The sequence below is a fragment of the Ruminococcus flavefaciens genome, from assembly GCF_900116855.1.
GTDB lineage: Bacteria > Bacillota > Clostridia > Oscillospirales > Ruminococcaceae > Ruminococcus > Ruminococcus flavefaciens_R.
Window position 1 is genome coordinate 87,713 of sequence record NZ_UETD01000005.1, and the last position, 13,085, is coordinate 100,797.

At 51.3% G+C, this 13,085-nt stretch carries 14 protein-coding genes; all 14 read right to left on the bottom strand.

Annotation, left to right across the window (positions count from 1 at the left end):
* Positions 1–16 precede the first annotated feature (16 nt).
* Positions 17–784 (bottom strand): PP2C family protein-serine/threonine phosphatase, encoded by a 768-nt coding sequence (locus tag DSZ37_RS06115; protein WP_109726059.1) that lies wholly within the window; start codon positions 782–784, stop codon positions 17–19.
* Positions 785–805: 21 nt separating this feature from the next.
* Positions 806–1,933 carry an FHA domain-containing protein gene (locus tag DSZ37_RS06120; protein WP_181380258.1) on the bottom strand — a complete coding sequence of 376 codons (1,128 nt, stop codon included), beginning with the start codon at positions 1,931–1,933 and terminating at the stop codon, positions 806–808.
* Positions 1,934–2,113: 180 nt separating this feature from the next.
* Positions 2,114–3,094, bottom strand: a complete 981-nt coding sequence (gene secF / locus DSZ37_RS06125) for a protein translocase subunit SecF (protein ID WP_109726061.1) — start codon at positions 3,092–3,094, stop codon at positions 2,114–2,116.
* The gene (locus DSZ37_RS06130) at positions 3,091–4,509 is read right to left on the bottom strand and encodes a preprotein translocase subunit SecD (protein ID WP_431768065.1); all 1,419 of its coding nucleotides are present in this window, start codon (positions 4,507–4,509) and stop codon (positions 3,091–3,093) included. Before DSZ37_RS06130 ends, secF begins: the two co-directional genes overlap by 4 nt.
* Positions 4,510–4,832: 323 nt before the next feature.
* The gene (locus DSZ37_RS06135) at positions 4,833–5,243 is read right to left on the bottom strand and encodes a F0F1 ATP synthase subunit epsilon (RefSeq protein ID WP_109726063.1); all 411 of its coding nucleotides are present in this window, start codon (positions 5,241–5,243) and stop codon (positions 4,833–4,835) included.
* A gap of 12 nt (positions 5,244–5,255) precedes the next feature.
* A complete protein-coding gene (gene atpD / locus DSZ37_RS06140; RefSeq protein WP_109726064.1) occupies positions 5,256–6,650 on the bottom strand; it encodes a F0F1 ATP synthase subunit beta in 1,395 nt (464 codons plus the stop codon).
* Between the two features lie 203 nt (positions 6,651–6,853).
* Positions 6,854–7,765, bottom strand: a complete 912-nt coding sequence (atpG, locus tag DSZ37_RS06145) for an ATP synthase F1 subunit gamma (RefSeq protein ID WP_109726065.1) — start codon at positions 7,763–7,765, stop codon at positions 6,854–6,856.
* 14 nt (positions 7,766–7,779) lie between these two features.
* Positions 7,780–9,810: a F0F1 ATP synthase subunit alpha gene (atpA, locus tag DSZ37_RS06150; protein WP_109726066.1), complete on the bottom strand. Its 2,031-nt coding sequence runs from the start codon at positions 9,808–9,810 to the stop codon at positions 7,780–7,782.
* Positions 9,807–10,295, bottom strand: a complete 489-nt coding sequence (gene atpF / locus DSZ37_RS06155; RefSeq protein WP_109726067.1) for a F0F1 ATP synthase subunit B — start codon at positions 10,293–10,295, stop codon at positions 9,807–9,809. The genes atpA and atpF overlap by 4 nt, the downstream gene beginning before the upstream one ends.
* A gap of 34 nt (positions 10,296–10,329) precedes the next feature.
* Positions 10,330–10,557, bottom strand: coding sequence for an ATP synthase F0 subunit C (gene atpE / locus DSZ37_RS06160; RefSeq protein ID WP_037296843.1), 228 nt, complete (start codon positions 10,555–10,557; stop codon positions 10,330–10,332).
* Between the two features lie 24 nt (positions 10,558–10,581).
* Positions 10,582–10,809, bottom strand: coding sequence for an ATP synthase F0 subunit C (gene atpE, locus DSZ37_RS06165; protein WP_037296843.1), 228 nt, complete (start codon positions 10,807–10,809; stop codon positions 10,582–10,584).
* Between the two features lie 2 nt (positions 10,810–10,811).
* Positions 10,812–11,534, bottom strand: coding sequence for a F0F1 ATP synthase subunit A (locus tag DSZ37_RS06170; RefSeq protein ID WP_109726237.1), 723 nt, complete (start codon positions 11,532–11,534; stop codon positions 10,812–10,814).
* Positions 11,535–11,774: 240 nt separating this feature from the next.
* Positions 11,775–12,110, bottom strand: coding sequence for a hypothetical protein (locus DSZ37_RS06175; RefSeq protein WP_109726068.1), 336 nt, complete (start codon positions 12,108–12,110; stop codon positions 11,775–11,777).
* A 38-nt stretch (positions 12,111–12,148) separates the two neighbouring features.
* Positions 12,149–13,084 carry a GDP-mannose 4,6-dehydratase gene (locus tag DSZ37_RS06180; protein WP_109726069.1) on the bottom strand — a complete coding sequence of 312 codons (936 nt, stop codon included), beginning with the start codon at positions 13,082–13,084 and terminating at the stop codon, positions 12,149–12,151.
* Position 13,085: the final 1 nt, after the last annotated feature.

Consider the following 13,085-nt stretch of genomic DNA (forward strand, 5'->3'; position numbering starts at 1 on the left):
TCACTCCTTTTTGCCGTTACAGCTCTGCGCGGAACAATGCAACGGTGATATTGTCGTTTTCGTTCCTGCTTTTAACTGTCTCGATGAGTCTGCGGAGCTGTGACTTCATAGCTGATCTGTCGGGTGTTTTTTCGGGAGAAAGCTCCTCGAAAAGCTCCTTTTCCGTAAGCACATGGCGGAAACCGTCGGAGCATATCATAAAGTTGGTGTTGTTTTCAAAGGTACCCAGTCTTACCTCGGGAGCGACCTCTCCCGTTACGCCTATGCACTGCACAAGGGCATTTCTTCTCGGGTCGGTGAGAGCCTCCTCGGGAGTCATTTTTCCCATTTTCACAGCGCGGTTGACGAAGGTGTGGTCGTCGGTTATCTGGCTGAGCTTGTCGGATATCCTGTATATCCTGCTGTCACCCACATGGAAGGTCATGAAGCCGTTGTTGACGGCAATGAGACCTGTTGCGGTAGTACCCAGCTGTATGCCGTTGTGAGCGCCGTAGTCCATGAGTATGGCGTTGAGCCTTCTCAGGCGGCTGATGACGTTTCTTGCGGCAGTCTTCCAGTCCCAGTCGGGAAGCTCGAAGGGGAGCTCTGTATCGAACCATTCTGCGAAGCTCCTGACCACCTCTGCGCTGGCAAGCTCTCCCCGTGAGAGACCGCCCATGCCGTCGCACACAAGTACAAGAGCTGCCTTGCCCGTGGCAGTGTTTGCGGTCTTGACACAGACGCTGTCCTGATTTATCTTCTTTGAGATACCGATATCGGTATCGCAGGCAGTGATGTAATCCATAATTACCCCCAAAGGGCGGTATCAACCGTCGATAAAGTCGAATTCCTCGTCGGAAAGCTTCAGCACGTCGCCGCTTTTCAGCTTTATCTCTCTGTCGGGAAGAACGGGAGTGCCGTTTATATATGTCCTGTTGGTGGAGTTGTTGTCCTCTACGAAGCAGGAGCCGTTGCGGGTGTAGATAGTGGCGTGGAGTCGGCTGACAGTTCTGTTCTCCGTGACACAGAAGTCAACGCGGTCGCGCTCCTTGCCTATTCTGAAAACGGGCTTGTCGATGTTGATGGTAACGCCCGTTGCGCGTCTTGTAAGAGTGGGATATTTCACCACAGGTCTTGGGATATCCCTTTTTTTCAGCTCGGGTACCGCGCTTGGTCTCTCCTCGGTGAGGGAGGGGATGACCTTGGGCTCGGGGAGCTTTGGCTCCTCGGTGTGCATGAACTCCTGAGAGCCGCGGTTTATCTCATTGATTATAGCCTGAGCGGTGTTCTGCGGAGCTGCCTGACGGGGCTGCTCAGCCACTCTTGCAGCCTCGGGACGGCTGAACTCGGGTCTTGACGCAGGCTGAGGAGACGCAGGTCTTGCTGCTGTTTTAGGTGCAGGCACCGCATCGGGAGCCTCTCTGCGTATATATTCCATAGCCTCTCCCACGGTGAAGCCGTCGGCGCGGCAGATGAAGTTCATGAAGCCGTCAACGCTGTGGAAGTCCTCCTTGGACTTGTATTCCGCATAGGTGGATATCCTGCGGAGGCAGTTCACTATGCCGTCGTTGGTGTTCTCGTTGTACCAGATGGGGAGGTAGAAAAGCCATATCTCCTTCCGCTCGGTATCGAAGGTGATGAAGTTGGGGTCGAGAACGATGTTGGGCATATTGAAGCCGCAGGAAGCGGCTGTGTCCATAATGGTGAGGAGCTCCGCAACGATACGGTAGTAAAGCTCCTTGTCAACGCCGTGCTTCAGCACGTTTATGAGGGGGACGCCCTGAGCGCCCGTGTATTCTATTTTATCGGGAGCTGAGAACCTTGGCGTGAGCCAGCCCTTGATACGGTTGTCGGTAAAGTATCTGTATTCTGCTTCATTGAGGGTCTCGCTGCCTGTGAATCGGCAGTGTATGCAAACGCCGTCGGTCTTTTCCGAAAATTTCAGCTTAGCCATAGTCTTCTCCCTTCTGCTCATTCTTATACAACAATTATACAATATTCTTCCTGTCAAGTCAAGGGAAAGGAGCCATATATAACAAATGAGTTTAAAATGCAGAGAAGTCCGCAAAAAACAAAGAGCCCCGAGCGTTCGTAAGGACGTTCGGGGCTGAAGCTCTGTATTGCGGAAGGAGCATTACTTGCTGCTCTTTGCTTCCTTTTCTTTCTTTGCCTTCTTGTTCTTCCACCATGACCATGTAACAGGTGCAACGAAAAGTGACGAGAAGGTACCTGAGATAAGACCCATCATCAGCGGTACAGAGAAGCTGAGGAGCGAATCATATCCTGTTACCAGAACTACGATGGTAACGATGAGCATTGTGCCGATAGTTGTTACCGATGTTCTGATAGAACGTGTAAGCGACTGTGTGCAGCTTACGTTGATAAGCTCGTTAAGAGAAGCCTTGGGCATGAGCTTGCGGTTCTCTCTGACTCTGTCATAGATAACGATGGTGTTGTTGATAGAGTAACCGAGTATGGTGAGGAATACGGCAACGATGTTGGAGTCGATGCTGAAACCGCATACAACGGTAGTTGTGAACGCTACGAGGATGTCCAGACACAGTGCGAAGATAGAGCATACACCTGCGGACCATCCGCCGATGTTCCTGAATCTGATAGCGATGTAGATGATAACGATGAGAGCTGCAAAGAGCACTGCGATGAGGCACTTGAGCAGGAACTCATGTCCCGAAGTGGGGCTTACATCGTTTGAATCGTATATCTCAAGAGCGTTGTCGGGGAACTTCTCTCTGAGAGTAGAGGTGAGCTCTGTCTGCTTGTCAGCAGTAAGCCCCTCCTCAGAGGTGAAGGAGATAGTGATCTGCTTTCCGCCGGAATCAAGGCTTTCGCCCTTTCTTACGATAACGGATGAGCCTACGATGTCCTTAACATTTGAAGCGACGTCATTTGTGTTGATCTCGCCCTGATATGTGTAGGTGATAAGGGTACCGCCCTTGAACTCGATAGCGAGGTGGATGCCTCTGATTACAGCGCCTGCTATAAATACGACGAGGACAGCGATCACAACGCCGAGTATAAGTCTTTTCTTGGAACAGAAGTTATAAACCTTCTTAGGAAGTGTTACGTTCTCCTTCTGAGTGTTCTTCTTACTCATTTCTCGTCACCTCCGTAAAGCTTTCTGTTTTTGAAGCACTTGAACTTGGAGAGTGATGTTACCATAAGTCTTGAAGCAAATACTCCGAAGATGAAGTTGCAGATAACGCCTGCGAGCAGGGTAAATCCGAAGGAGTAAACAACGCCCTCAGCAGTAGCGCCGAATGCGAAGAAGATAGTCTTGTTGAGGATCTTCGAGAAGAAGCTGTCGGGAACACCGAAAGCACCCATGAGGATAACGGCGATGATAACGTTTGTTATATTACCGTCGAGGATAGCGGAGAATGCTCTCTTGTAAGCGATCTTGATAGCCGCATCGAGTGACTTTCCTGTCCTGAGCTCTTCCTTGATACGCTCGCCTGTGATGATATTGGCATCAACACCCATACCAACGGCGAGGATGATACCTGCGATACCGGGGATGGTAAGTGTAGAGCCGTTCATGAATCCGAACCAGCCTGTGATAGCGGCGATAGAGCCTGCGATCTGTCCGCCCAGAGCGATAACAGCCACAACGCCGGGGAGTCTGTAAAGAACGATCATATAGAGCGCGATTCCTATGAATGCGATGAGAGCTGCGAGGAGTATAGCGTCCAGTGAGCCTTCACCCATTGTAGGAGAAATTGTTCTGAAGCTCTTTGTCTCCATCTTGAAGGGGAGAGCACCTGAGTTGATCTGATCTGCAAGTCTCTTTGCAGAGTCAGCGTCAAAGCTTCCTGAGATGATAGCGTGTCCGTCTGTGATAGTGCTTTTTACAGAGGGAGCGGATACCATTGTATTGTCCATCCAGATCGAGATGGGGGTTTCCGAACCTGAGAGCTCAGCAGTTGCGGCAGCAAACTTTTTTGAGCCTTCTGAGCTGAGTTCGAGTGCGACAACATATTCATAGTTCTTTCCGTCGCTGTCGGGTTGGAACTCTCTTGTAGCCTTTGCAACGTCATCGCCCACGAGTACGATCTCGCCTGAGGGGATCTCGTTGCCCGCCTCATCGGTTGTTGTGTCTGTACCCTTACGGAAAGTCAGCTCAGCCATTTCGCCGAGCTCCTTGACAGCCGATTCGGGATCGAAGTCTGTCTCGCCTACCTGCCATGGGAAGCGAACGATTATTCTGTCGCTCTTTTCATCGCTGTAGACCTCGTTATCGGTGATACCGAGAGACGAAAGTCTTGTTTTGATGATCGCAGTAGCAGCGTCGAGCTGATTGGCATCAGCTTCAAAGTCACCGGCAGGACCGAAAGTAACGTCAACACCGCCCTTGATATCGATACCAAGGCGGATATCGTCAACGCCCTTGACGTAAGTAGTCCTGTTGTCTCCGAAGAGCTTGTCAATACCAAACACCGCTGTAACAGCGAACAATGCGATAAAAGCAACGACAATGAAGAAAGTTGATTTGCCTGTCTTTTTCACAGTCATGCCTCCTATTTCCGAACTCTTTGAGCCGTAACTCCGCTAAGGGGGAAAAGGCATGAGTTCTTTATTCCTGTCTCATTGACAATTACAATTATTGTACTATATTTTTATAAAAAAGTCAAGTATGTGAGCGGAAATTATTCCCATTTCAAGAATATGCACAATTCCTTAAAGTAAAAATCGGGAATATAGACAAAGCTCCGTATGTATCTGTATGCCGGACAGAGTCCTCACTGAATGCAGGGACGCCCATCGGGCGTCCGCAGATAATGAAACAGCCACATGAGAATAATAAAAAAGCACCCCCGACGGAGTGCTTTCTGATATTATTTGAAGTGTTTCTGAGAAATTTTCAGGCGGTTCATAGCGCGGTTCAGCGCAGCCTGAGTCTCATAGTACTCCTTTATGCTCTGCTTTTGTCTGAGACGCTCCTCGGCACGCTCACGCGCCTCCTGAGCTCTCTTTATGTCTATCTCCTCGGGAAGCTCGCAGGTATCCGCCAGAATTATGGAAGAATCGGGCATTACCTGTATGAAGCCCTCGGATATGGCGGCGTACTTCCACTCGCCGTCCACAAGGTACTTCAGCTCTCCTGTGGGGAGAGAGGTAACAAGGGGCTCATGTCCTGCCATGATACCGATAAGACCGTCTATGGCGGTGATGACGAGGTGCTCCACCTCTCCGCTGAAGAAAATGCGGTCGGTGGCGATTATCTCAAGGTGAAAGGTCTTAGCCATATGACGCCTCCTTTAGTTCTCGTCCATCTGACGAGCCTTCATGATAACGTCGTCGATAGTTCCTGCCATGAGGAAGGCTGCCTCGGGGTACTTGTCCATATCGCCGTCGATGATAGCCTTGAAGCCCTCGATGGTGTCCTTGAGGGGAACGTACTTGCCCTTGAGGCCTGTGAAGTTCTCGGCAACATTGAAGGGCTGAGACAGGAATTTCTGTATCTTTCTTGCACGGTATACAGCCAGCTTGTCGTCCTCGTCCAGCTCCTCCATACCGAGAATGGCGATGATGTCCTGAAGCTCCTTGTATTTCTGGAGAAGCTCCTGAGTGCGTCTTGCCACGGTATAGTGCTCCTCGCCGACTATCTCGGGTTCGAGGATACGGGAATTGGACTCCAGAGGGTCAACGGCGGGGTAGATACCCTGCTCAACTATCTTACGGGAAAGAACTGTTGTAGCGTCAAGGTGAGCGAATGTGACCGCAGGTGCAGGGTCTGTAAGGTCGTCCGCAGGGACGTAAACAGCTTGTACCGATGTGATGGAGCCGTTCTTTGTGGAGGTGATACGCTCCTGCAATTCGCCGACTTCGTTTGCCAGTGTAGGCTGATAGCCAACGGCAGAGGGCATACGTCCCAGAAGGGCTGATACCTCGGAGCCTGCCTGTACATAACGGAAGATATTGTCGATAAAGAGGAGAACGTCCTTGTGTTCACGGTCACGGAAGTACTCAGCCATGGTAAGACCTGTCTGAGCAACACGCATACGGGATCCGGGGGGCTCGTTCATCTGACCGAAAACAAGAGCGGTCTTGGAGATAACTCCCGACTCCTGCATTTCGTTCCAGAGGTCGTTGCCCTCACGGGAACGCTCTCCGACGCCTGTGAATATTGAATAGCCGCCGTGCTCGGTGGCGATATTTCTGATAAGCTCCTGAATGAGGACGGTCTTGCCGACGCCTGCGCCTCCGAAGAGACCTATCTTACCGCCCTTGGCATAGGGGGCGATAAGGTCGATGACCTTGATACCTGTTTCAAGTACCTCAACAACGGGGCTCTGATCCTGAAATGTGGGAGCCTTGCGGTGTATCTCCCATTTTTCTTCTGTCTCAACGTCGCCCTTCTTGTCGATGGGTTCGCCGAGAACGTTGAACATACGTCCGAGGGTCTGCTCGCCTACGGGCACCTTTATACAGGAGCCTGTGGGAGTTACCTCCATATTCTTGCTGAGTCCCTCGCTGGACGCCAGCATGATGCAGCGCACGATGTGGTTGCCCATATGCTGAGCCACCTCCATAACTCGTGTTCTGCCGTCGACCTCGACAGTGAGGGCGTCCTTTATCATGGGGAGCTTGCCCGTGCCGAATTCAACATCTATAACAGGTCCGATGACCTGAGTTATCCTGCCTTTTTCCATTTTTTTCTCCTTTGTTTAAGAGAATTTCGGGTATATCATTTTTTGTAGGGGAGCCCGCCCTCGGGCTCCCGTTGTATGGTATAATGCTATGTATATTTCGGGAGGGCGAGGGCTCCCTCCTCTACAAAATTCAACAGTGATCACGGAGCGATGTGGGTATCGCCCCACACACGAATGGAACGCCGTGGACGGTGTTCACTGCATTACTCTTCACTGATGGAAGCAGCGCCTCCGCAGACCTCGGTTATCTCCTGAGTGATAGCCGCCTGTCTTGCGCGGTTGTACATGAGGGAAAGGTCCTTTATCATGTCCTTGGCACTGTTTGTGGCGGCGTCCATAGCGGTCATACGGGACTGCTGCTCACAGCAGAATGCCTCCACCATGGCACCGTAGATTATTCCCTTTGCATACTGAGGGATAAGATAGTTCATAACTTCCTCGGGAGAGGGCATGAATGACGCCTTTGGCAGCTTTTTCATCGTACCGTCGGCAGCCTTTCCGAAATGCTTTCTCTCAAAGGGGAGCAGACGCAGCGTTCTCGGCTCCTGAAGGCTGGAATTTACCATATCGGTGTATATGACGTACACCTCGTCCAGCTCGTGTTTCTCGAACTTCTCCAGCACCTGCTCTGCGATCTCACGGGCTCTGTAAAGCGTGGGATTCTGGGTGGTGTAGAGAAACTCTCCGTCAACGTAGCCCTTCTTGTCGTTCTGGATACGGCGCTGGAAGTACATTCTTCCCACCTGTCCCATGACAAAGAGGTAGCAGTTGTCAATATCTGCGGTCTCTTTCAGCTTCTGCTCGGTATATTTAAGTACATTGTGGTTATAGCTTCCGCAGAGTCCCTTGTCGCCAGTGATGACGATATAGCCCTTCTTACGCTTATCCTCGGGGATATCCTCACGCCTGTCGAAGTATTGCTGACGGGTATGGGGAGTATGCTCGAGAACGCTCTCGATAGTTGACTGGAGCTTGTAGAAGTAGGGCTCTGTACACTCCAGTGACTTCCTTGCTTTTTTCAGCTTGGAAGATGACATGAGGTACATGGCGTTGGTGATCTTCAGGATCTGCTGGATGCTTCCGATCCTTTCGCGGATCTCTCTCATATTAGGCACAGAGGATCACCGCCTTATTCCTCGAAAGCTGTGAGTATTCTTTCGATACGTTCCATAAGGTCGTCTGTCAGGACCTTATTCTCCTCTATCTCGGTGATTATATCCTGTCCGTAGCTCCTGATATAGTTCATCAGGTCGGTGCGGTGCTCTCTCAGCTCCTTGAGGGGGATACCCTTGAAGAAGCCATGCTGAGCCGCATAGAGGAGTATTACCTGCTCATAGTGAGGCAGGGGATTGTACAGAGGCTGCTTGAGAAGCTCGGTCAGCATTCTGCCGTGCTCGAGGAGCTCTGTTGTGGACTGGTCAAGCTCTGATGAGAACTGTGTGAATATCTCCATTTCCTTGAACTGGGCAAGGTCGATACGGAGATTTCCCGAAGCCTTCTTCATTGCCTTTGTCTGAGCGGCACCGCCTACACGGGATACGGAAAGACCGTAGTTCACCGCAGGACGGAGACCTGAGTTGAAAAGCTCGCTCTCAAGGAATATCTGACCGTCTGTGATAGAAATAACATTGGTCGGGATATAAGCGGAGATATCGCCTGCCAGTGTCTCGATGATGGGGAGAGCCGTCAGTGAACCGCCGCCGTGCTCGTCGTCAAGACGGCTGGAGCGCTCGAGAAGTCTCGAATGGAGATAGAAAACGTCGCCGGGGAAGGCTTCACGTCCCGGAGGACGGTGGAGCAGAAGTGACATGGCTCTGTATGCGACGGCGTGCTTTGAGAGGTCATCGTATACAATGAGGACGTCCTTGCCCTTTGACATGAAGTATTCTGCGATAGCAGTGCCCGAATAGGGGGCTATATACTGGAAGGGCGCAGGGTCGCTGGCAGAAGCGCAGACAACTACGGAATAGTCCATAGCGCCGTACTTTTTGAGAGTATTGACTATCTGTGCAACTGTTGAGGACTTCTGACCTATGGCAACATAGATACAGATAACGTCCTGACCTTTCTGATTGATAATGGTATCAACGGCGATGGAGGTCTTGCCTGTCTGGCGGTCGCCGATAATGAGCTCACGCTGACCTCTGCCGATAGGGAACATTGAGTCTATGGCAAGTATACCTGTCTGGAGAGGAGTACTTACGGGCTTACGCTCGATAACGCCCGGAGCCTCGCGCTCAATGGGGAAGTAATCGTCAGCCTTTATCTGTCCCTGACCGTCTATGGGAGAGCCGAGAGCGTCAACAACTCGTCCGAGGAGCTCATCGCTTACGCCGATACCTGCTCTCTTGCCTGTTCTGATTACCGATGAGCCCTCTGTGAGACCGTGGTCATCGCCAAGGAGAACTACTCCCACTGACTTTTCCTCAAGGTTCTGAACGATACCCCTGATGCCTGTCTCGAACTCTACCAGCTCACCGTACATAACGGAATTCATGCCGTGTACTTTTGCGATACCGTCGCCGAGGCGGGTAACGAAGCCTGTTTCGGTAGCTCCCGACTTTACCTCGAAGTCTCTTACCTCAGTTTTGAGGACTGAGATGATATCGCTGTTCTTGCCTGTATTCTTGGAAGCGCCGCCGTCAACGTACTCCGCAGCCTTTGTCTGGAGGTTGTCCTTCATAAGGCGGAGACCTGTTCGGTAGCTCTTGTCGTATTCAAGGTCGCCTGCATTGAGTATGAAGCCGCCGATGATATCGGGGTCATGCTTGTACTCTATATCAACGTCCTCTTTCACGAATTTGTCCATGATGAACTGACGGAGGTCTGCCTGCTGAGCCTCTGTAAGGGGTGTAACATAGCGGACTACCGCCTTTATGCTTCCCTGCTTGTCCAGAAGCAGCTCGTCGTACTCGTCAAGTATCTCCTCAAGGCGTTCGATGGCGCCTCCGCGGACAACATTGAGCAGGAACTTGTGCATGGACTCGGGGAAGAGTTTATTTATGATACCGCGCTTTTCGTCGTGGGTAACAAGGGGATTAGCCAGTGTATCTCCCACGTCGCCGCAGGTCTCGAGGATCTTTCTGGTATTGGAGCAGTCTGTCTGAGAAACATCAAGACGGACAAGCTCTTTCAGAAACTCTCTGTCTGAATCTCTCATTTATTTCCCTCCTCTTCGGAAAGGAACTTATCAACGAGCTTGCGGTTCTTCTCGTCGTCCACGTTCTCGCCGATGATCTTGGAAGCGGCTTCGATAGCCAGATCAGCTATCTCTGACTGAGCCTGACGGAGCACGCGCTTCCTTTCGTTTTCGATGGTCTTGTCAGCGTCTGCAACGATCCTGTCAGCCTCCTCCTGAGACTTCCTGATTATGGCAGCTCTCTCGGACTCAGCGTCCTCATGCGCCTTCATCATGATCTGGTTAGCCTGTTCCTTGGCGTCGCTGATAGAGTTCTCATACTGCTGACGGAGCTCCTCAGCCTCGTCCTTAGCCTTACGGGCGGAGTCCAGATCATTCTGTATGGTGCGGGTACGCTCGTCCCTGATCTTATTTATAGGTTTGAAAAGGAATATCCTGAGCAGTATGAACAGCACGATAACGTTGAAAACTGCCCAGAAAATGCTCCAGAAACTAAAATCAAGCATTCTATGCCCTCCTTGGATGTTTTTTGGTTACGGCTTATTTGCCGCCGAGAGAAAGGATTATAAGGAGTGCGATAACGAAGCCGTAGATAGCGGTAGCCTCTGCAAGAGCACAGCCCAGAAGGAGAGCTGTTCTTATATCGCCCTTAGCCTCGGGCTGACGAGCGATGGACTCGGTAGCCTTAGCGGTTGCAAGACCTATTCCTATACCTGCGCCTGCACCTGTAAGAACGGCAACAGCAGCGCCTAATGCAATGATTCCCATGATATTTACCTCCGTGTATTTTGATTACTTTCCGCCGAGGGAAAGGATGATGAGAAGTGCGATAACGAAGCCGTAGATGGCGGTAGCCTCTGCAAGAGCACATCCGAGGAGCAGAGCTGTTCTTATATCGCCCTTAGCCTCGGGCTGACGAGCGATAGACTCGGTAGCCTTAGCAGTTGCAAGACCTATTCCTATACCTGCGCCTGCGCCCGTAAGAACGGCAACAGCAGCGCCTAATGCAATGATTCCCATATTTAATTACCTCCGTGAAGTTGTGGCTTTTTTTTCGCTTTTTTTACTTTTTTGCCCTCATGCTCTTCCTCCTCGAGAGCCTCTGCCATGTAGAGGGAGGTGAGGAAGGCGAATACATACGCCTGAAGCAGACCGTCGAAAAGGTCGAAGTAAGCGCTGGCGATAACGGGTACGCCGCCGGGGATAACGTGCTTGATGAGCTCCATAACGACGAATGCGCCGAGGACGTTACCGAAAAGTCGCATACACAGCGACAGGGGACGGGTAACAAGGTCCAGCAGGTTTATGGGGTTGAGGAAGCTTTTCGCCCATTTCAGCGGTCCCTTTTCGATGATGAAGGACGCCTGAACGAGGATTATCGCCATGCCCGCAAGGCCTGCGGTGACGTTGATGTCCTTTGTGGGCGGTACGAAGCCGAATACGCCGATTATGTTCGATACACCTATGTATATGATGAAGGTCTCAAGTATCTGGACGTACTTCCTGCCCTTTTCTCCCAGAATATTGATGAAGAAATTGTCGAGGAAGTCCATGAAGGCTTCCAGTATGCACTGTGAGCCCGTAGGGACCTTTTTCAGCTTGCGTGTGAATATTATCGACAGCAGTACAAGGGCTGCCATTATTATCCAAGTCACCACACAGGAATCGGGAACGGGGATGCCGCCGAGTATAGGTATGACAAACGCGGTGTGATTATCCAGCTGTTCCATTAACTCTTCTGCCATGATAACACCTTCTTTCAGTATGGCTTCATCGCCAAAATAATAAAACGGAGACTGCAATTACACAAATCTCCGTTGATTGAGTCTTGATGGGTAAAGATATACGTCCGACGGACTTTTTCAAGCTGCGGGGCATACCCTGTCCACACTATTATATAATATAACAAAACGGTAACATTGTCAAGAGTCTGACGAAAAAAATTGCATAATCATTGGGAATGACAGCATATACAAAAATGCAGTTTACTTTCCGTCGCCCTCGGCAAGCTTTATTGCGCGGTCAAGGCGCTCTATCGCTCCTGAATTGAGCTTTTCCGACAGCCTTACTCTGTCCAGCTCCTTCTTGTAGGCTGCAAGCTCGTTGGCAATGCGGCGCATTATGTCCTCATTCTGGAGCTGTTTGTCCTCCAGAGCGCAGACTCTCTTGATAAGGTCGTTAAGGTTTGCGGCGAGGGCTTCGTTGGCGGCGTTCTGTTTTTCGCCGAATTCCATGAGCTTTTCGCCTGCCTTGAAGGTACCTACCTTCTCATGCCCCGTAAAGGTCAGCATTTTCTCGTTTGTCAGCTTCATATCGGACATTCTGTTCGCTCCTTTCTGATTTTGTCCTGTCTATATAGTTATATATTATTTCTCCAATAGCTGAGGGTATCCTCAACGGTCTGCTCCATGGTTATCTCTGCGGACCAGCCTGTGTCGGCGGCAATGCGTGACACATCGGGCTCAATGAGGGGGATATCCGAGGCTCTCATGCGGTTCGGGTCCTGTCTTACCTCGATGGGGAGCTTCGCAAAGGAAAGTGCCGTATCCAGTATGAACTGTATATCAACTGCTCTGCCCCTGCCCACATTGTAGACCACACCGCTGACGCCCTTTTCGCCAAGGAGCCTGTATGCTCTGACAACGTCGCGGACGTCGGTGAAATCGCGCTTGGCGGACAGATTTCCCACGCTGATGACGGGCTCCTTCAAGCCCTTTTCTATCTCTGCTATCTGGCGGCAGAAGTCGGAGATAACGAAGATACTGCTCTGAGCGGGTCCCGAGTGGTTGAAGGCGCGTACCATGACGATATCCATTTTGTACGCCCTTGCGTAGATCTCGCCTATCATGCCCTGACAGGCTTTTGTGGCGGCGTAGATATTGCCCGGATTGAGGGGCTCCGACTCCGACAGGGGACAGGCGTCCTTGCGGATATAGCCGTATTCCTCTCCCGAGCCTATGAGAATTGTCCTGATGTCCTGCTTTTCGGCTGTACGGAGGGCTTCAAGGACGTTTATCGTGCCGATGACATTTATCTCCGCGGTGAGCTGAGGCTTTTTCCACGAAAGCGCCACGGAGCTCTGGGCAGCCAGATGATAGACCACATCGGGCTTCACCTCATTCAGCAGGGGAGCGATATCCTCTGCCGAAAGTATATCCAGATGGTGTACGGGACAGCTCTCGCTCACGGTCTCATTGGGCAGACAGGTGGCGTGGACGTCCCAGCCGAAGGCGCTGAGCTCTCTGATGAGATAGCCTCCCACGAAGCCTGCGGCGCCGATTATCAATGCTCTCAAA

Excerpts from the sequence above, each read along its gene's own strand:
- DSZ37_RS06115 (WP_109726059.1), bottom strand. The coding sequence starts at position 784 with ATGGATTACATCACTGCCTGCGATACCGATATCGGTATCTCAAAGAAG.
- DSZ37_RS06120 (WP_181380258.1), bottom strand. The coding sequence starts at position 1,933 with ATGGCTAAGCTGAAATTTTCGGAAAAGACCGACGGCGTTTGCATACAC.
- secF (WP_109726061.1), bottom strand. The coding sequence starts at position 3,094 with ATGAGTAAGAAGAACACTCAGAAGGAGAACGTAACACTTCCTAAGAAG.
- DSZ37_RS06130 (WP_431768065.1), bottom strand. The coding sequence starts at position 4,509 with ATGACTGTGAAAAAGACAGGCAAATCAACTTTCTTCATTGTCGTTGCT.
- DSZ37_RS06135 (WP_109726063.1), bottom strand. The coding sequence starts at position 5,243 with ATGGCTAAGACCTTTCACCTTGAGATAATCGCCACCGACCGCATTTTC.
- atpD (WP_109726064.1), bottom strand. The coding sequence starts at position 6,650 with ATGGAAAAAGGCAGGATAACTCAGGTCATCGGACCTGTTATAGATGTT.
- atpA (WP_109726066.1), bottom strand. The coding sequence starts at position 9,810 with ATGAGAGATTCAGACAGAGAGTTTCTGAAAGAGCTTGTCCGTCTTGAT.
- atpF (WP_109726067.1), bottom strand. The coding sequence starts at position 10,295 with ATGCTTGATTTTAGTTTCTGGAGCATTTTCTGGGCAGTTTTCAACGTT.
- atpE (WP_037296843.1), bottom strand. The coding sequence starts at position 10,557 with ATGGGAATCATTGCATTAGGCGCTGCTGTTGCCGTTCTTACAGGTGCA.
- atpE (WP_037296843.1), bottom strand. The coding sequence starts at position 10,809 with ATGGGAATCATTGCATTAGGCGCTGCTGTTGCCGTTCTTACGGGCGCA.
- DSZ37_RS06170 (WP_109726237.1), bottom strand. The coding sequence starts at position 11,534 with ATGGCAGAAGAGTTAATGGAACAGCTGGATAATCACACCGCGTTTGTC.
- DSZ37_RS06175 (WP_109726068.1), bottom strand. The coding sequence starts at position 12,110 with ATGTCCGATATGAAGCTGACAAACGAGAAAATGCTGACCTTTACGGGG.